Origin of the sequence: Rhizobium sp. L1K21 (assembly GCF_024055895.1) — a bacterium.
Lineage (GTDB): Bacteria > Pseudomonadota > Alphaproteobacteria > Rhizobiales > Rhizobiaceae > Ensifer_A.
The window spans coordinates 248,413-267,156 of record NZ_JAMXLE010000003.1; the positions used below are offsets into that span (position 1 = coordinate 248,413).

Consider the following 18,744-nt stretch of genomic DNA (forward strand, 5'->3'; position numbering starts at 1 on the left):
GACATGGCACGTTTTTTCATAGACAGGCCGATTTTTGCCTGGGTGATCTCCATCGTCATCATGGGCGCTGGCCTCTTGTCGATCATGACACTGCCGATATCGCAATATCCGCAGATCGCACCGCCGACCATTTCTGTGCGCGCCGCCTATCCGGGCGCCTCGGCAGAAACGGTTGCCAATACGGTGACAAAAGTGATCGAGCAGCGCATGACCGGGCTCGACGGATTGCGTTATTTTTCCTCCAGCTCCACCTCCGCCGGCACCGCGTCGCTGAGCCTGACGTTCGAGACGGGGACCGATCCCGACATTGCTCAGGTGCAGGTGCAAAACAAGCTGTCACAGGCTTTGTCGCTTTTGCCGGAAGTGGTGCAGCGTCAGGGCGTTACGGTTCAGAAGTCGTCTGCCTCCTTCCTGATGGTTATCGGCCTGATATCGGAGGACGGCGCGCTGGATGAAGCGGATCTTTCCGATTATCTCAACACAAACCTTGTCGACGAGTTCAGCCGGATCGAAGGTGTTGGCGAGGTCCAGGTTTTCGGCTCGAAATATGCCATGCGTATCTGGCTCGATCCAGTCAAGCTCGCCGCTTATGGTCTTGCACCCAATGATGTCGTCAGTGCCGTATCTCAGGAAAACGCGCAGATTTCGGCGGGCGCTTTCGGCACGCTGCCAACCGTCGAGGGCCAGCAGCTCAACGCCACAATCACGGCGCAATCGCTGTTGCGCACCCCGCAGGATTTCGAGCAGATCGTGCTGCGCGCAGCAACCGATGGCGGCCTCGTGCTTCTCAAGGATGTCGCACGCGTCGAGGTCGGCGCACAGGATTATTCGACAATCGCGCGCTACAACGGCAAGCCCTCTTCAGGCATGGCCATTCGCCTTGCATCGGGTGCCAATGCGCTGGAGACCGCCGAGCTGGTCAAGCAGAAGATTGAGGAATATTCCGCCTTCTTCCCCGAGAACGTCTCTTATGTCATCCCCTATGACACGACGCCTTTCGTGCAGCTTTCGATCGAGGAAGTGGTCAAGACGCTGATCGAGGCGATCGTGCTCGTCTTCCTCGTCATGCTGCTGTTCCTGCAAAATATCCGTGCGACGCTGATCCCCACACTGGCGGTTCCGGTTGTCTTGCTCGGCACGTTCGGCATTCTGGCGCTTGCCGGCTTCTCCATCAATACGTTGACCATGCTGGCGATGGTTCTCGCCATTGGTCTCCTCGTGGACGACGCGATCGTCGTCGTGGAAAATGTCGAGCGCATTATCGAGGAAGAACAGCTCAGTCCGCTTGAAGCCACGCGCAAGTCGATGAGCCAGATCACCGGTGCGCTCATCGGTATCGCACTCGTGCTTTCGGCCGTGTTCGTGCCGATGGCGTTCTTCGGTGGTTCGACAGGCGTCATCTATCAGCAGTTCTCCATCACCATCGTTTCGGCAATGGGGCTTTCCGTGCTTGTGGCGCTATCGCTGACGCCGGCGCTTTGCGCCACCATTCTGCGCTCCAAGGATGCGCATCATGCCAAGCGTGGTCCGGCCGGCTGGTTCAATCGCGGCTTTGATTCCGTGAGCCATGGTTATGGCAGCACTGTTGGTTGGATCATACGCAGGCCGCTACGCATCGGCCTCATCTATCTTCTGATCGTTGGAGGCATGGCGTGGACATTCACCAGGACGCCCACCGGCTTCCTGCCGGATGAAGACCAGGGCATTCTGCTCGCCCTTGTGCAGGCACCCACCGGTGCCACAGCCGAGCGCACGCAGAAGGTCATCAAGCAGGTCGAGAACCATTTCCTCGAGACGGAAAAGCAGAATGTCGATTCCATGTTCGGCGTTGTGGGCTTCTCCTTCGCGGGTCAGGGGCAGAATATGGGCCTTGCCTTTATCCGCCTGAAGGATTGGTCGGAACGTATGGCGCCCAGTCAAAGCGCACAGGCAATCGCGGGTCGCGCCTTTCCCGCGCTGATGTCGATCAAGGACGCCATGGTGTTCCCGATCGTGCCGCCAGCCGTGCCTGAGCTTGGCATTGTCAGTGGCTTCGACTTCTACCTCCAGGCCCGCAACGGGCAGTCGCATGAAGAGCTTCTGGCCGCGCGCAATCAGTTGCTGGGTATGGGAAGCCAAAGCCCGCTGATTGGGTCGATCCGCCCCTCGGGCATCGAAGATGCCGCCCAGTATCACCTCGACATCGACTGGCGGGCTGCCGGTGCCATGGGGGTCTCTGCCAGCGACGTCGCCAATCTACTGCAGGTCGCCTGGGCCGGCTCCTACGTCAACGACTACATCGACCGGGACCAGATCAAACGCGTCTATATCCAGGGCGAGCCATCATCCCGCGCCACGCCTTCGAATATCAGCCAGTGGAGAGTGCGCAATTCTAACGGCGGTCTGGTGCCGTTCTCCAACTTTGCAGAAGGAAGCTGGACATTCGGGCCGCAGGGGCTCGACCGCTATAATGGCGTCTCCGCCATGCATATCCAGGGCACGCCCGCCGCAGGCGTAACCACAGGCGAAGCCATGGCGGAGATGGAACGTCTCGTCGCCAATCTTCCTGGCTACGAACTGGCCTGGACGGGCCTATCGCTGGAAGAGCGTCAATCCGGCAATCAGGCGCCCATGCTCTATGCGATCTCGCTTGCCGTGGTCTTCCTTTGCCTGGCTGCCCTCTATGAAAGCTGGTCCATTCCCTTCGCCGTGATGCTGGCGATGCCCATCGGTGTGGTTGGCGCGCTCTTGTGGACCTGGCTTGGCGGCTTCCAGAACGGCGTGTTCTTCCAGGTCGGCCTGTTGACCGTTATCGGTCTGACCGGCAAGAACGCCATCCTGATTGTGGAATTCGCCCGAGAACGCTTCGAGGCCGGTGAGCCGCTGTTCGAGGCGGTCCGTGACGCCGCCCGGCAGCGCTTCCGCCCGATCATCATGACGTCCATGGCGTTTTCGCTCGGTGTATTGCCGCTGGTGATCAGCACCGGTGCCGGCTCCGGCGGTCGGCAGGCCATCGGAACGAGCGTGCTTGGCGGTACGCTTTCAGCCACTCTCCTCGGCATTCTTTTCGTTCCGCTGTTCTTTGTGCTGGTCAATCGACGGCGCGAGAAAACAGCCGAATGAAGCCGAAATCTCCAACCGGAACGTGGTGCACAGCCACGTTTCCACATGCTGGACGCAAACCTCTCGCCCAAGCTATCGGCCACTTTATCAGGCTGAAACTGCCCGGTTCATAGCGCGTCCATCAGCTTTCGGTATGCCTCTTCAGTCCTGCCGTAAGCATCGTGTGCATATGCCTCAAGTTGGCTTCGGTTTACGATCGTAATGCGACCGCGATCACCTCGAATGAAACCCTTGCCTTCCAGTATGTGCAAGGCATCGGTTACGCTCGCTCGCCTGACGGCAAGCATGAGGGAGAGGTATTCATGGGTGATGGAAATCTCATGGCCTGGAATACGATCATCACACATGAGCAGCCAACGTGCCAAACGCTCGTTCACCGAATGAATGGCATTCGAAACCGCCGTATATGAAACCTGGATCAGGAAGGCTTCGATGGCAGCCATAATAATCTTCGGGAAGGCTGTGTCGCTGTTCATCCAGTTGCGGAAGTTTGAAAATGACATCCGATAGGCGTCAGCTTCGATCTGTATCTCCACATCCGCAGGGCTGCGGCTGTTGTTCGACATGGCGGAGGTGGGCACATAACCGTCCGCGCCGAACAGACCGGCTTCCACGGAATGGCCAAGCGGCGTTCTCATGATAACCGATCCGACGCCCCAATTGAGGAAATAAATGTGCTCGATAGGTGCACCCGCGCGTGCGATTTTAACCCCGCGGGGCAAGCGCTCGAAGGTCAGGTCAGGAGCAATCCGGGCGAAATCTTCACTCGGCAGCCTGTTCAAAAGCTTGTTTTTGACCTCTGACTGCCTGAGCGGCACGGCTTGCGCTTCATAGCTGATGTCCATTCGTGTCCAATCCTTCGCAATTGCTGCTATTGATGGCCGGACGCTCACGCGGCAATAGGAGACAGAATTTATCTGGTCTTGGGCCCCGGTTCGGGAAGACTCAAGTTTATGTCACGTGTTCTTCCTCGCGCGTGCCGGTCGTCGCGCTTGAATGAACTGCCCACCTGGCAAAGTGCGCAGCGCTTGCGCTCTGTATCGACCAACTCGATTTCGGGTGATTTGTTCCAACTGTGCGCTTACCCCAGATGGCGCTGTGTCCAATCAGGCATAACTGGCTCTCTCCAGATACTCCTGCGACGCCATGAACATTGCGGTCGGAAGACCGACATTTTAGATAACATGTTATCTATAAACACATGAACATAGATGATGAACTTCGATTTCTGGTCACCTCGTCGGTGCCCCGCGCTGAGCGTCAATGGCCTGTGGTGGCGTGGCTTTCATCCGTACAGATGACACGCCGTGATCGGCAAAGTCGCGACAGGTTCACGGTGAATTTTACGAAAGCCTTAGGGCTATCGTTCCAGTTTATCAGGAGCGGTATCGTGCTGAGTTCATTTACCTAATGTCGGATCGAGCTTGTCGCGCAGCCAGTCGCCGATCAGAGAAATGCACAGCGTTGTCAAAACGATAATAGCGGCGGGTGCGAGCATGATCCACGGCGCGGATTGAATATAGTCGCGTCCATAACCCACCATTGCCCCAAGGCTGGTTTCCGGCGGCTGAACACCCAGGCCCAGGAACGAAAGGCTTGTTTCGAGCAGGATGACCTCCGGAAAGTTGAGGGTCATCGAAATGAGCAGGGTCGAAGCAATATTGGGTAGTATGTGCCGCCCATAGACCCGCAAAGGAGAAGCGCCGAGATCGCGCACGGCGGCTGCATATCCCTGTTCCTGCGCGGCAATTGCCAGGCCCCGGGCGATGCGCGCAATCCGCTCCCATCCATAAAAGCCAAGCAGGATCGTAAATAACGGCAGCGAGTTCCCAAGAAATGCCAGCACGGCCAGCGCAATGATCATGAAGGGCATGGCGGCCTGGGCATCGATAAGCATCAAAATGGCTTGCTCCACACGACCGCGGGCAAAAGCCGCGAAAAAGCCGAGAAGGACACCGAAACACGCCGAAACAAGTGTTGCCAGAAAGGCGATCGTCAAGCTGATGCGAATTGAAGCGATCAACCGGGAAAGCACGTCGCGACCCAGTTCATCCGTTCCCAACACATGGGAAAATGTGCCGCCCATGAAAACCGGTTCGCTCAGCCGCGCCTGCAGATCCATTGCCGTGTAGCTCTGTGGCGCGAAAAAATTGCCGAATGCGATCAGCACCAGCATGGCGACGATCCAGAAAATGGCGAGAAGAATGACGGGCGGCCACGCCTCGAAGAAAGCAGATGCCCGAGATTTTGCGGTGAAAACAGAGGCTGTTCCAGATGGTGACCGTGTTTCGTCAGCGATTGCCATGTCGAATTCCTTCTATTTAGCGGGCGTGGAATGACGCAGCCGCGGATCGATGACTCCGTAGGCCAGATCAACAATCAGATTGGCGAGAACCATCGTAAAACCGATGAGGATCAAGATCACCTGCACCACGGCGAGATCGCGGTTGGCCACGGCACCGACGAGCAGGCGACCGACACCGGGCCAGGAAAAAATACTTTCAACCACCACCGCACCCGCCACCAGCGAGCCGATCATGAAACCAATTATCGTCAGTGTTGGTATGGCGGCGTTGGGAAGCGCGTGTTGGATCACCACATCCGTCCAGTTCAACCCCTTTGCCGATGCAGTGCGAATATAGGGCTGACCAAGAACTTCCAGCATGGCAGAGCGGGTGAACCGTGCGATAATCGCAGCCCCAATCAGGCCCATGGTGACACTCGGCAGGATTGTATGCTGCCAGGTTTCGGATCCGCCGGAAGGGAGCACCTTCAGTTTCACGGCGAAGATCAGCGCCAGCACCAGACCCATAACGAAACTTGGCACCGTAAACCCGGTGACTGAAGCTGTCATGATAGCGCGGTCGATCCATGAATTTCGGTTGAGCGCGGCGAAAATGCCCGCCGTGATGCCGATGACGAGATTGAACAACAAGGCCGGCACGGTGAGCAGCAAGGTTAGCGGGACGCGTTCCATCACGACATCAAGGGCAGCACGCCCGTCACGCATGGACTGTCCCAGATCACCTTTGAGGATAGCAGCGAAATAGCTGAGATATTGAATGAACAAAGGTTGGTCGAGCCCCCAATTGCGGCGGAATGCCTCGTAGGCTTCGGGCGGGGCGTCGGGCCCAAGAATGATGGTGGCAGGATCGCCGGTCATGCGCAAAATGACAAAGGCAAGCGTTATGATCAGCGCAACCGTTATCAGGGCGCGGGCAATGCGGGATAGGACGTAAAGAAACATCAAACCGCCTCGAGAGCTTTGGATTTAGGGTGTGGAGCAGGCGAAAAGCCGCCTCCACCGGCACTTCCGGCAAGATGACAGGAGACCGCCCGGTCGCCTTCCCGCGACAATGACGGCACATCCGTACGGCAGCGGACGACCGCGACCGGACACCGGGGATGAAAAGGGCAGCCGCCCGGCACATTGACCGGATTGGGCGGGTCACCGGAAAGCACGATGCGGTTGCGCCCCCGATTTCCATGTATACTCGGGGCAGCTGAAACCAGAGCCTGCGTATAAGGATGCAAAGGCGCGTGAAAGACGTCCTCCGGCGGCCCCTCCTCCACGATGCGCCCGAGATACATGACCGCGACCCTGTCGGCCATTTGACGCACAACCTTCAAATCGTGGCTGATGAACAAAGCCGAAAAGCCGGTCTTCCGTCTGAGGTCATCCAGGAGATTGAGCACCTGCGCCTGGATGGAAACGTCAAGAGCCGAAACCGGTTCGTCACAGACCAGAAGGCGAGGTTCAAGGGCAAGCGCGCGGGCAATCACCACACGCTGACGCTGTCCGCCCGATAATTCATGGGGATAACTGGATGCTTGATCCGGACGCAAGCCAACCTGCAACATGAGCGCCTGCGCCTTTTCCCTGCGCTCGGCACGTGACCCGCCGATACCGTGAATAGTGTAGGGCTCTGCAATCTGTTCGATGATTGGCAAACGACGGTCGAGCGCGCCGAGTGGATCCTGATAAATCATCTGCATGTGCCGGCGCAGGTTTCGCCACTGCTGAGTTCGACTGGACGGAACCGTCTTGCCCTCAAAAATCACCTCGCCCGCGCTTGGAGGGAGCTGGCCGAGCGTCAGTCGTGCAGTGGTGGATTTTCCACATCCCGATTCACCGACCAATCCCAAAACCTCGCCGCGCGCAAGGTCAAAGGAAACACCATCGACCGCCTTCAAAGTCGCTTTGGTGACCATCAACCCTCCGGGCACCCTTATGGAATAATGACGCGCGACATTCCTGACGGAAAGCAATGGAGAATGGCTCATGCCTCGACCCCTTCCTGGAGACCGGCTCTCTGATGTACCAATTTGGAAGGTTGGGATGCTAGGTTCAATTCCTGATCCTCGATAGCATCAAGGCGGACGCAGGCTGCGCTATGATCGTCTTCTCCGCCCACCAAGCCGAGGATCGGCGGCCCTTTGTGACAGATAGTCTCGACATGGGAGCAACGATCCGAAAAGGCGCAACCGGGTGGCAAGGCACTGGGTGCCGGCACCGCACCAGGAATAGCCTCCAGCCTGTGCCGAGGACCGTCGATATCGGGAAGCGCCCCGATCAGTCCCCGTGTGTAAGGATGAGCTGGCCTTTCAAAAAGTGCTTCTGCCGAAGCTTCCTCTATCACCCGTCCGGCATACATGACAGAGACGCGATCTGCCATATCGGCGATCACGCCCAGATCGTGTGAAATCAGCGCCATGGCCATGTGAGTTTCGGCCTGCAGATCACGGAGCAGATCGAGAATTTGCGCTTGAATGGTTGCATCCAGTGCAGTGGTGGGCTCGTCGGCAATCAAGAGATCCGGCTCACCGGCCAATGCCATGGCAATCATGACACGCTGGTTCATGCCCCCGGAAAGTTCGTGCGGATACTCATTGAGGCGCTGCGCGGCGTTGGAGATGCCCACCCTGTCGAGCAGCCTTCGTGCCTCTTCTTTGGCTGCTTTTCCAGTGAGACCGCGATGCAAGCGCAAGGCTTCAGCGATCTGCCGCCCGATACGATGCACGGGATTCAGCGCGCTTGCAGGATCCTGGAAAATAAGCGCTATGCGTCCGCCCCTGAAAGCAGTCAGCTGGCGCGGCGTAAGACCTACCAATTCCTGGCCGTCAAATCGGGCTGAACCCGATACTTTGGCACCGCCCCCGAGAAGCCCCAGAACAGCAAGCCAGGTGATCGATTTACCGCAGCCCGATTCACCGACGACACCCAGTGTTTCTCCACGACGGATCGAAAGATCGACGCCGTGAAGCGCACGCACATAGTGATTGCCAATGTCGAAATCGACGGTCAGACCGCGGACGTCAATCAAAAAATCCTGCTGCTTTGGCTTGAATATGGTTTGCTTCCCTGAGTGGGTCATGAAAATCTCCGGAAAAAGAACGGTTCGGGACGCCGTCTCAACAGCGTCCCGATTTGCGCTTGATACCAGTTCAGTTGGCGGGGTTTATGCTGAAATTCTCAGCACGAAAGTCCATGGACTGAAGGGGCGACCAAGCCCATTTGATATCCTTGCGCTTGCCGTAGAAGATCGCATTCTGATGAAGAACGGTATAAGCGGGGTCCTCACGTTCGGCGATTTCCAGCATGCGCTTGAAGGCAGCTTTTCGTTCGTCGTGGTTCATCGAGGTTTCGAGCACCGTGCAGAGCGTGTTGAACTCTTCATTGGACCATTCACCCGATTGTTGCTGTCCGCCGTTGGGGCAATGCTGGTTGACAATCGAGGAGACAGGGTCCGGGTAAGGTGCGGAATTCGACCAGTCGCGGATCGCACGGTTGCCTTCCTTGTCCATGATCTGAGCCCAGTTTTCCTTCATCTGAAAGTCGATGTTGAGGCCAATCTGACGGAAACTTTCGGCATTGATCTGGGCGGTTGAAACCTGATTGGTATAGTAGTTGTTGAGCACCCGCATGACGATCGGCTCACCGTTGTAGCCGGCTTCCGCAAGAAGCTTCTTGGCGAGTTCAGGATCGTATTTGGGAACTTCCCAGCCGTCGATGAACATGTCGCCGTAATAATCCCACTGCAGACCTGCCGGGATTACCGTGCGACCACCCCAGAGAGCATCAACAATGGCCTGGCGGTCAATCGCGTGGGTGAGGGCCTGACGGATCAGCGGGTTCTGCATGACGCCGTTGTGCTTGTCGAACACCATGAGACGGTGATTGCCAATGGGACCGCCGGTGACTTCAAAGGCCTTTTCTTTCTCGATCAAGGAAATCTGGTCGGGCGGGACATCCGTGATGAAATCATATTCGCCGGAAAGAAGGCCGTTGACGCGGCTTGCCACTTCGGGGACGACGACAAAACGCAGTTTCTTGATCGGCGGCTTGCCACCCCAATAGTCGTCGAAGGCTTCAAGTTCGAGAATGTTGTCATCCTGAAAACGAACGACTTTGTAAGGTCCTGTGCCGATCGGCTTTTGCGCGTGCGCCATCCAGCTTTCGGCGTCGCGATATCCTTTTTCGGAATAGATTTCAGACCCATAGCGGGCGATACGGCCCATGAAAGTCGGGTCCGGTTGTTTCGCAATAAAACGGACCGTCATGTCGTCGACTTTTTCCACATGGTCCAGCAGCGGCCAGGAACGCTCATAAACCTTGGCAACCTCCGGGGGCGGAACCTTGCCCTCAACACCGGTTTCCTTGTTTATGAATGTTTCCTTGCCGGCAGCAGCGGCTTCGATTTGCTCCGGCAGAAGACCAAATCGTTCCGGCGAAAAGGTAAAGACCACGTCATCGGCGGTCATCGTTTCGCCGTTGTGAAATTTGACACCCTCGCGAAGTTTCAGTTCGATCGTCTTGTCGTCGATCTGCTTCCATTCGGTAGCAAGCATAGCCTTACGCGGCAAAGTGGGATCCTGACGGTCATAGTCCACAAGCGTTTCAAAGATCGAGAAAAAGACCCGCGCTCCGACATTTGACTGTTCACGCATTACGTCCAGTGCGCCGGACGTTACAATATCTTGCACGGCAACATTGATCGTTGGGCGATTGTCTTCCTGGGCGAGCGCTGGTGTTGCAATGATAGCAGCAACAGCGGCGGTGCGGATCATCCACCGGCGGATGTTCGGTATATTCATCATGAATCCCCTATTTGGATAGGACGTAAATTTGCAGGCCACACGAGTCCCCCCGGTGCAGCGTCGGGACCTTCATCATGTGGCGCTGAAATGTCTGTTACGTGACCGGGACGTAACGAAGCCGTGAAGTTTCGTTGAAGGAAATGTGAAACTTGCCGACTGCCCTTTCACGGTCATGTGTCTGTCATCAGCCGTTTCTATTCGTGCCGTCAGAACAGTTCTTCTGAGCACAAAAAGGATATTTGAAATGACTGATGATTGCCCTGTAATCGGCGCTTGCCTGCCTGTCGACGCGATTGCGCAATACCGCGACTGGCTTTTTGAATCTGACCGCGACATCGAATTGCAGAGCTTTCATCTTGCCGAAGTGCTCGACGGTGACTGGAAATCAATTGCCGATGAAGCCAATCGTTTGCTGGACGGTCACAAAGGTCGTATCGGCATCCACGGTCCTTTCTGGGGTTTCTCGGTCCATTCGCTGGATCCCGAAATTCGCCGTATCGTTGAAAAGCGCATGATGCAGGGCCTGGATGTTTGCGAAGCCGTCAACAGCGATCAGATGGTGATCCATTCGCCCTACTCGACCTGGGACTACAACAATATGGAAAACGTCGCCGGTACGCGGCAGAAGATCCTGGACCTGACTCACGACACGCTGGATGCCGTGGTGCGCCGGGCTGAGGAGCAGGGTGTTACACTTGTGATCGAAAACATCCAGGACATCAATCCCGCTGACCGACGTATCCTCGCCGAAAGCTTCAACTCCAGTCGTGTGAAGCTTTCAGTCGATACGGGTCATGCCCATTATGCCCATGGCTCGACGGGTGCTCCGCCGGTCGACTATTTCATCCAGGATGCAGGGGCCATGTTGGAACATGTCCACCTCCAGGACGCAGACGGTTATGCAGACCGTCATTGGTCGATTGGAGAGGGCAATATTCTATGGCACTCGGTTTTCCGCGCGGTTTCGAAGCTCGAACAAAAGCCAAGGCTTGTTCTGGAGTTGCGCGACAAGAACAAGGTCCCGGATTCGATGAAGTTCATTTCCGATCAGGGTCTTGGTCGGTAAGAAACGCGCCTCCCAAGACAACGATCCAGGCTCAGGATTCGTTGAATCAAAGCCAGAAAGTGGTGGTTGCTGCGACGCATATTTTCGAGAAGATGGTGTGCGCGCAGCAATCATCAAAAATCCCTATACAGTCTCCTGCTGAAGCATGAGCCACTGTGATGACGCCATGGATGGTTCGACCAGCACAGCGTAGCACTGCTCCTCAAGATCATCGCTCCGATCAAAAGGGGCGAGAAGCGCGATGCACCGCGGCAGGGCGTCATCTTGCCTGACGAGTACTGCTTCTGGCCTTCAGCAGCATCGGGCCATAGACGATGGCGAAGCCGAAAAACGCGGCGCACCAGAGCATTCCCGCGACATCAAAGAGAACATGGCCGGGCCAGAAACCTGCGATGAAGCGGGCCAATGTCGATCCCAGAATTGCGGCATAGATCAAAACAGTCTGCCCGCCGGCATGCAATGTGTGCCCGGTATGGCCGAGTGTGGCGCGAGTCATGACGGCGAGTGTCATGGTGCCAATTGCACCAGCCATCCACAGATGCTGGGCCGCGGCAACGGGGAGAAGGTCGGGCCCCAAGATGGCTGCACCAAGCGCAAGTGCACCGAAAGGCACAAAGAGATAACCGAGATGCAGTATGGCAACGAGCGCCTCTGCTCCTGTTTTCATACCTTTCCAGCGGGCCAGACGGACCAGGTGCCCGACCCCCATGACGAGCAGTGCGAGCCCTGTGAGCCAAATGTCGGGGAACAGGACCCATAGAAGGAGAGCGGCGGCAGAGAAGATCAGGACCGCCTTGTCCAGCCGCTGCATGGGCGGCACCGGCAAGGACGTGCTTTTTCTCTGCGCGAGCCAGTTGCGTGTGAAAGAGGGAATAATTCTGCCGCCGATCACGCCGATCATCATAATGACCGCCGCGAGACTGAGGCGCAGGCCCACACCTTGAGCAGGATAATCGCCCAAAGCCGCTTCCATGTGAAAGATCAGATTGGCGAGGGTGAAAAAGGCAAGCAGCACCAGCACAATGAGGTTTCGCCAATTGCTGCCTGCAATGATCTCCCGAAGGATAACAGCACTGAGCGCAACGGGAAAAAGCAGATCAAGTGCCGCGGCAACCCAGGCCGGCATGTAGATCGAGAAAGAGACGGCAATACGCCCCATGAACCAGAGCGCTGCAAGAGCTGCCAGGCGCCAGCCAACCACTGGCAAACGCCCTGTCCAGTTTGGAACTGCCGTCAGCAGAAAGCCCGCGATGACCGCGCCGAGATAACCGAAAATGAAGGCATGCGCATGCCAGGAAATCGGGTCAAAGCGGCTGGGCGGCGCATAGGCGCCGGTCAATGCCAAAATCCACATCACCATTGCCAGCCCGGCCCAGATGGAGCCGAACAGGAAGAACGGGCGAAAACCGAAAGTGAAGATGGCCGGGCCATTCCAGTGCCGCATTTGTTCTGCTGAAGACTTTGCCATGTTGCTCTCCGTGTTTGGCTTATCCAGCCTGATTGTTGGTTGCATCAGCCTCGTCCATCAGATGGCGAATATGGCGGGCAAAGAAATAGGTTGCTGGCACCGCCACCACCGCCCCGGCGATGATGGAAACACCCGTGGAAAGCACGGGCAACCCGAGCCAGCTGCCAATCAGCGAGGCGAAGAAGACATTCACCGCCATGGCACCTGCTCCGAAGGGATAAAGAACCAAGGCGATGCGGTATGCGGGCCAGCCGTTTTTCATCGCCGTGCCACCATCCAGTGAACCGCATAAAGGGCAAGGCATAGGGCGATGGTGGCCAGAGCGAACCAGAATTCGGCAGTGGTGGACTGGGCTTGCGGCGTGGGTCGCACAAAAGCCTCCGCCAAAGCGGGTGATGCGGTGAGAAGCAAAATAGGTTTGAGAAAGCGCATGTCAGTTCTCCTGGGTGAGTGTGCGGTAAATTTCCGGAAGCGCGCGCGTCAGGCGTTCCGGGTGCGGCAGAAGCGTGAAGCCGCCACGCCCGAAAATGCGGGCGAACCAGTCCTGCCCGTCTTCATCGATGATGACGCCATGAAGGCTCAGTCCTGAGCGACGGGCCTCGCGCACGGCCATGTGGCTATCTTCGATGCCATGCTGGCCTTCATAATGATCGAGATCGTTGGGTTTGCCGTCGGTGAGCACGATCAGCAGTTTGCGCGAGGCCGTTTCCTTTGAAAGCTGGGTGCTGACATGACGGATGGCAGCGCCCAGCCGTGTATAAAAACCGGGCTTGAGCGAACCGATATTGGCGGTGACGGAGGCCCCCATCGCGGCATCGAAGGCTTTGACTTTCGTTAAGAACACGCGATCGCGGCGCAGCGACGAGAAACCCCAGATACCGAGCCGGTCGCCTGCAGCGTCAATGCCGAAGGCAAGAGCGGTCATGGCTTCGCGCGCCACGTCAATGATCGAGGTGTCACCAATGGCAGCTTCGGTGGAGCGGGAAGTGTCGATGAGAAAGGCGACGGCAAGATCGCGCTCGCTTTGGCGCACATCCTGCCAGATGCGATCGCTGCCGCGACCTGTCGCCTGTAAATCGGCTTGCGCGCTGATCAGGGCATCCAGATCAAGCTCTGCCCCATCGATTTGACGGGGCCGCAGCATGCGACGGGGCCGCAGGGTTTCAAACTGCCGGCGCACGGCACGGATTTGACGCGCATTGGGCCTGAATTCGTCATTTGCATCCGGCACGGCAGGTGCATCCAGTACGCGGCAATGGTTATCCAGATAGGACTTCGTGCGATGGTCCCACTCGGGGTAAACATGTTCACCTGCAAGCTTCTCATGATCCGCATCGGCTGGCGAAAGATCGAGATGCAGGCGCAGCCGTGTGGCGGCCTTCTTGTGGTGTTTGGAAAGGGTAATCTTCTCCTGATCGTCCGCCGCCTTCTTGGCATTATCCTCCTCGTCATCATCGACGCTGCGGTTGAGGTTCATCGACTCGACCCAGGACAGGATTGCTTCGAACCGGTGCATGATGAAACTGTCGCGTCGACGGGCCTGATCCTGATCCTTGCGTTCGCCCATCTTGCGGGTGGTGAAAATGCCGCCCGAAGGGGCGTTGGCGCTGTCGGGCTGCTCTTCTGTTGCCGCGCCGCCATTCCTCCTTTGTTCGAAACGCAGCCAGATCGGCACAGGCGCAAAGGGCTTGTAGCCGAAAACAGCGGTGTTGGGCGCAACGATGGAATTGGCGGTCGGATCGAGCTGTCCACGGATGGCATTTTCAATATCCGCTTCTGCAGCGGAACGCTCAACATCGGGCCGCTGTTTGAGGCTATCTCTCACCATGGTTTCATAGGTGGGACGCAGGCCGGGGCATTCGCGATAGACACAGTCGCCGGCATGCGCATTGGCCGCTATCTGCAATCGATCGAAGGCGATCGCGTCATCGCTTTCGGGAAATTGCAATTCTTCCGGTTTGGACAGCGCCGCCGTGGCTGCAAGCCAGAAATAGGCGGCGCGGTTCGATGCCTCCTCTTCAAATGCAGCGATGAGAGGAGGCAAGCGCAGGCGCTCACCATCAAAGGTGGGCACCCATTCCTTGTCTTGTTCACCACTCAGCCTTCTGGTGAGGGAACGGCGGTGCCGGGCAATGGTTGCCGGAGCCTCGCTGATTTCCACACTGCCGCTGCCTCCCAGTGCATGAAACAGCAGAACGAGGCTCTGACGAAGCTCGTCCATGCGCACCGCTGCATCGGGATATGTAACCGCCCTGCCCATGTCCCTGGCAATGCCATGCCAGAGATGGCCGACGGTTTCTTCCGGTTCCATCAGGTCGAGAAGATGCATAGCCTCACCCGTAAATGGTCGAGATCAGATCGCGCAGCGATTGCTTCACGTCCGGCTCGTCTGTCAAAGGTTCGATAATGGCAACCTGGATTGCCTGATCCACGTTCATGCCGCGGGCCATCAGCTTGGCGGTATAGACCAGAAGACGGGTGGAAACACCCTCTTCCAGATCCATTCCGGAAAGGGCGCGGATATGCCCGGCAAGACGCACGAGAGGTGCAACGCGACCCTTTTCGAGACCGCTTTCGCGGGCAACAACGGCGATTTCCGCTTCCGCTTCGGGAAAGCCGAATGTCATGGACAGGAAACGCTGGCGGGTGGAAGGCTTCAGCCGCTTCAACACATTCTGATAGCCCGGATTGTAAGAGGCAACCAGCATGAAGCCGGGAGGCGCCTGCAGCTCTTCGCCGGTGCGGTCGATCATCAGCGTGCGCCGGTCATCGGTCAACGGGTGCAGAACGACGGTCACGTCCTTGCGCGCTTCCACCACCTCGTCGAGATAGCAGATCGCACCTTCGCGCACGGCACGGGTCAGAGGCCCGTCCACCCATTCTGTCTCCCCGCCCTTGAGCAGATAACGCCCTATGAGGTCCGCCGCGGAGAGGTCGTCGTGGCATGCGACAGTATAGAGCTGCTTACCCAGTTTTGCCGCCATATGTTCGACAAAACGGGTTTTGCCGCATCCGGTCGGCCCCTTCAGAAGAAGGGGCAAACCGTTTTCAAAAGCCATTTCAAAGAGCTCGCATTCACGTCCGGCTGGCTCGTAAAAGGGCAGAGTGGAAGAGATGTGCATGTTCATTGCTTACTCTCCTGGTGCCGGGTTGGCTTCACCAGGCGCAATGACCTCGCGCCTATGAACGACAGCCATCGAATAGATGAAGAGAAGCGCGCCGATGACCACCGCCGCACCTGCGCCAAAGCGCATGATGTAGAAGATGGAAAGCGTGTCTTGCACATCCATGTAATAATCGCCGACCACACGCTGCATATGAGTCTGGATGGTTCCGGCAAATGTCAGGACAAAGGTCATGAAGGCCATGCCGCCGGTCATCAGCCAGAAACTTGCCATATTGAGCACCTGATTATAGGGCTCGCGGCCGCGCAGCATCGGCATGGCATAGGTGAACATTGCAAGATTGAGCGCAACATAAGCGCCAAAGAAAGCAAGGTGACCATGTGCTGCGGTGATCTGCGTGCCGTGGCTGTAGAAGTTCACGCCGTGCAGCGTATGCAGGAAACCCCAGACACCAGCGCCGAAGAAGGCAACGGTGGACGAGCCGAGCGACCAGAGAAGTGCTGCCTTGTTGGGGTGGTTGCGGCGGCCCTTCCAGACCATGATGAAAGCAAACGACATCATGAGGAAGAAGGGAACGACTTCGAAGGTTGAGAAGATCGAGCCGATCCATTGCCAGTAGCCTGGCGTGCCGATCCAGTAGAAATGGTGGCCAGTGCCGAGAATACCGGAGAAGAGTGCTGTGGCGACGATGACATAGAGCCACTTTTCGACAACCTCGCGGTCAACCCCGGTGAGTTTCAAGAGCAGGAAGGCAAGGATTGCGGCCATGACCAGTTCCCAGGTCGCTTCCACCCACAGGTGAACGACGAACCACCAGTACATCTTGTCGAGGCCCAGATTGTCTGGATTGATGAGTGCAAAGATCCACAGCAGAGACAGAAGCCACAGCCCCATGAGCAGCACATTGGTGATCGCAGTCTTGCGGCCTGCAAGGGCGGTCAGCGAAATATTCACGAGGAATATGACGGCAGCAACCAAAATGCCGAGTTTCACCCACATGGGCTGTTCCAGAAATTCTCGCCCGCCATGGATACCCACGAGATAGGAAACCACGGCACCGAGCGTGCCGACGACCAGCAGAGCGAGCTGCAGATAGGCGAGTTTGACGGAGAAGATTTCCCGTTCGGATTCTTCCGGCACAAGAAAGTAAGCCGCGCCAAAGAAGCCGAGCAGAAGCCAAACGATCAACGCGTTCGTGTGGATCATGCGAATGACATTGAACGGCAGAAGCTCTGACAGAAAATTGGGCGAGACATAAACCCAGCCGGCCAAAAGCCCGCCGAGAACCTGGATTGCAAACAGGGCAAGCGCACAGGCAAAATAGGCAAGTGCTACCTTTTGTGATTGGTATTTCATCGGTTTTCCTCCTTAACCCGCATCGTTGGGCGGCCAGCCCTGGGTGTCCATGTGATCGGCCCAGCGGAGGAATTCCGAAAGACCGCGGATTTCTTCATCGGTGAGATGGAATTGCGGCATTTGCCTGCGCCCCTCGATGCCGGAGGGCTGTGCTTCCATCCACCCTTTCAAGGTTTCAAAGGCAGCCTCCGGATCGTCGGCAACTCCCCAGCGGGTCATCACATTGCCGACCTCAGGTGCGAAATAGGCACCCTCCCCGTGCAGCGTATGGCAGTTGATGCAGGAATTTCGCTCCCACACCTCCTTGCCGTGAACGACCTCGTCATTCAAAGGCAAGGCGGACGTGGATGCGTCGGTAATGTAAATGTGGCTATGCACGGTGAGCGCCACAAAAACGGCCACGAAGAACAATGAGCCCCCGTAGAACACGTTTCGCGCCCTCGATTTCGTTAGAATTTCAGCCATGAATCGGCCCCCCTTGGTTCAAGATGGAGCCGAGGGGTAGCGGCTTTCACGACAGGGAAGTTTGTGCTGGAACAACGTTTGAAGCGAATTCTTGGCTATCATCAAATTCGAAAGGATGTTGCTATGCCGCACGCACGCATTACCGATCCCGATATCACCTTGAACGACCTGATGGAGAAATGGCCACAGACCATACCGGTTTTCATGCGGCATCGAATGCTGTGTGTGGGCTGCCTGATCAACCCGTTTCACACGGTCTCTGATGCCTGTGCCGAATATGACTTGTCTGAGGATGCGTTTGTCAGCGAACTTGTCGATGCGGTCAATGCGGCTGGCTGAGAAGGACCAGCCGGTGCGGGTCGCTGACGACGATGCGCTTGCGCCTGCTTTTCACGATACCGTCCTTTTCCCATGCGCTTAAGAGACGGCTGACCGTGTGCAGGGTGGAGGCGGTCATTTCCGACAGATCCTGCCGGGTGATCGGGAAATCGACCTCAATACCATCTTCCACCTTGCGACCGGTCTGATTGACGAGACGCAGAAGTGCGTTGGCAATGCGTTGCTCGACCTGCTGCGTGGCCAATTCCACTATGCGGGTGTTCATCTCGCCGATGCGCTTACCGACAGTCTTGTAGGTTTCTGTCGTGAAGCCATCATAAGAGGCGAAATGATCCCACAGCCGGGTCGGCCAACTCAATATGATTGCTTCGGATGCGGTGACGGCTGTCGCCGGGTATGTGTCACGGCCAAGTGCGCGGGCAATGCCAAACAACTGACCGCTCGGAATATGCAGTGCTATCACCTGCTCACCGGTATCGGTGATGCGCATCACCCGGATGTATCCATCCAGCAGCATGAAGAAGCGCTCGGCTTCCTCGCCTTCGCCAAATACCGTGACGCCCTCATTATAACGCTTCGATGTAGCCTGATCGAGAATGTCGCGAATCTGCCTGTTGTCCAGCCGCGAAAAAGGCGGCAGGTGCGTCAACAGGCTTTCATCCAGGCGCGCCATGGGCTTTTGCTGTGCTTCGTCTCGCATGCCATCCAATAAACATACGATCAGC

At 57.1% G+C, this 18,744-nt stretch carries 17 protein-coding genes; 3 read left to right on the top strand and 14 right to left on the bottom strand.

The features are described 5' to 3' along the window. Positions 1–3 precede the first annotated feature (3 nt). Entirely contained in the window at positions 4–3,102 is a 3,099-nt protein-coding gene (locus NHF56_RS16120) for an efflux RND transporter permease subunit (RefSeq protein WP_252806398.1), read from the top strand. Between the two features lie 107 nt (positions 3,103–3,209). Here the strand turns inward: NHF56_RS16120 and NHF56_RS16125 are convergent, their stop codons facing one another. From NHF56_RS16125 to NHF56_RS16150, 6 genes are all read right to left on the bottom strand, one after another. Beyond that, the gene (locus NHF56_RS16125) at positions 3,210–3,947 is read right to left on the bottom strand and encodes a Crp/Fnr family transcriptional regulator (protein ID WP_252806400.1); all 738 of its coding nucleotides are present in this window, start codon (positions 3,945–3,947) and stop codon (positions 3,210–3,212) included. Between the two features lie 554 nt (positions 3,948–4,501). Then, positions 4,502–5,407, bottom strand: coding sequence for an ABC transporter permease (locus tag NHF56_RS16130; RefSeq protein ID WP_252806402.1), 906 nt, complete (start codon positions 5,405–5,407; stop codon positions 4,502–4,504). Positions 5,408–5,419: 12 nt separating this feature from the next. Further along, complete coding sequence (locus NHF56_RS16135) at positions 5,420–6,349, bottom strand: ABC transporter permease (RefSeq protein WP_252806404.1); 930 nt, start codon at positions 6,347–6,349, stop codon at positions 5,420–5,422. Next, a complete protein-coding gene (locus NHF56_RS16140; RefSeq protein ID WP_373456324.1) occupies positions 6,349–7,386 on the bottom strand; it encodes an ABC transporter ATP-binding protein in 1,038 nt (345 codons plus the stop codon). Before NHF56_RS16140 ends, NHF56_RS16135 begins: the two co-directional genes overlap by 1 nt. After that, entirely contained in the window at positions 7,383–8,477 is a 1,095-nt protein-coding gene (locus NHF56_RS16145; RefSeq protein ID WP_252806408.1) for an ABC transporter ATP-binding protein, read from the bottom strand. Before NHF56_RS16145 ends, NHF56_RS16140 begins: the two co-directional genes overlap by 4 nt. Before the next feature lie 70 nt (positions 8,478–8,547). Beyond that, complete coding sequence (locus NHF56_RS16150) at positions 8,548–10,200, bottom strand: ABC transporter substrate-binding protein (RefSeq protein WP_373456325.1); 1,653 nt, start codon at positions 10,198–10,200, stop codon at positions 8,548–8,550. 244 nt (positions 10,201–10,444) lie between these two features. Here NHF56_RS16150 and NHF56_RS16155 point away from each other — a divergent pair, with 244 nt between their 5' ends. Beyond that, on the top strand, positions 10,445–11,266 hold the full coding sequence (locus NHF56_RS16155) for a sugar phosphate isomerase/epimerase (protein ID WP_252806411.1): 822 nt from the start codon (positions 10,445–10,447) through the stop codon (positions 11,264–11,266). A 259-nt stretch (positions 11,267–11,525) separates the two neighbouring features. Here the strand turns inward: NHF56_RS16155 and NHF56_RS16160 are convergent, their stop codons facing one another. From NHF56_RS16160 to NHF56_RS16190, 7 genes are read right to left on the bottom strand one after another with little or no spacing between them, the layout of a single operon-like run. Then, positions 11,526–12,734, bottom strand: a complete 1,209-nt coding sequence (locus tag NHF56_RS16160; protein ID WP_252806414.1) for an NnrS family protein — start codon at positions 12,732–12,734, stop codon at positions 11,526–11,528. A 19-nt stretch (positions 12,735–12,753) separates the two neighbouring features. After that, positions 12,754–12,996 (bottom strand): NnrT protein, encoded by a 243-nt coding sequence (locus tag NHF56_RS16165; RefSeq protein ID WP_252806416.1) that lies wholly within the window; start codon positions 12,994–12,996, stop codon positions 12,754–12,756. Further along, on the bottom strand, positions 12,993–13,166 hold the full coding sequence (locus tag NHF56_RS16170; RefSeq protein WP_252806418.1) for a hypothetical protein: 174 nt from the start codon (positions 13,164–13,166) through the stop codon (positions 12,993–12,995). The genes NHF56_RS16165 and NHF56_RS16170 overlap by 4 nt, the downstream gene beginning before the upstream one ends. A gap of 1 nt (position 13,167) precedes the next feature. Further along, the gene (locus tag NHF56_RS16175; protein ID WP_252806420.1) at positions 13,168–15,063 is read right to left on the bottom strand and encodes a nitric oxide reductase activation protein NorD; all 1,896 of its coding nucleotides are present in this window, start codon (positions 15,061–15,063) and stop codon (positions 13,168–13,170) included. A 4-nt stretch (positions 15,064–15,067) separates the two neighbouring features. Next, complete coding sequence (locus NHF56_RS16180; RefSeq protein WP_252806423.1) at positions 15,068–15,862, bottom strand: CbbQ/NirQ/NorQ/GpvN family protein; 795 nt, start codon at positions 15,860–15,862, stop codon at positions 15,068–15,070. A gap of 3 nt (positions 15,863–15,865) precedes the next feature. Then, the gene (locus tag NHF56_RS16185; RefSeq protein ID WP_252806425.1) at positions 15,866–17,215 is read right to left on the bottom strand and encodes a cbb3-type cytochrome c oxidase subunit I; all 1,350 of its coding nucleotides are present in this window, start codon (positions 17,213–17,215) and stop codon (positions 15,866–15,868) included. 12 nt (positions 17,216–17,227) lie between these two features. Continuing rightward, positions 17,228–17,680, bottom strand: coding sequence for a cytochrome c (locus tag NHF56_RS16190; protein WP_252806427.1), 453 nt, complete (start codon positions 17,678–17,680; stop codon positions 17,228–17,230). Positions 17,681–17,803: 123 nt separating this feature from the next. On the opposite strand from NHF56_RS16190, the gene NHF56_RS16195 reads away from it, so the two are divergent. Then, complete coding sequence (locus tag NHF56_RS16195) at positions 17,804–18,019, top strand: DUF1858 domain-containing protein (protein ID WP_252806429.1); 216 nt, start codon at positions 17,804–17,806, stop codon at positions 18,017–18,019. Here the strand turns inward: NHF56_RS16195 and NHF56_RS16200 are convergent. Next, positions 18,003–18,719 (bottom strand): Crp/Fnr family transcriptional regulator, encoded by a 717-nt coding sequence (locus NHF56_RS16200; RefSeq protein WP_252806431.1) that lies wholly within the window; start codon positions 18,717–18,719, stop codon positions 18,003–18,005. The genes NHF56_RS16195 and NHF56_RS16200 overlap by 17 nt on opposite strands. Between the last annotated feature and the right edge of the window lie 25 nt (positions 18,720–18,744).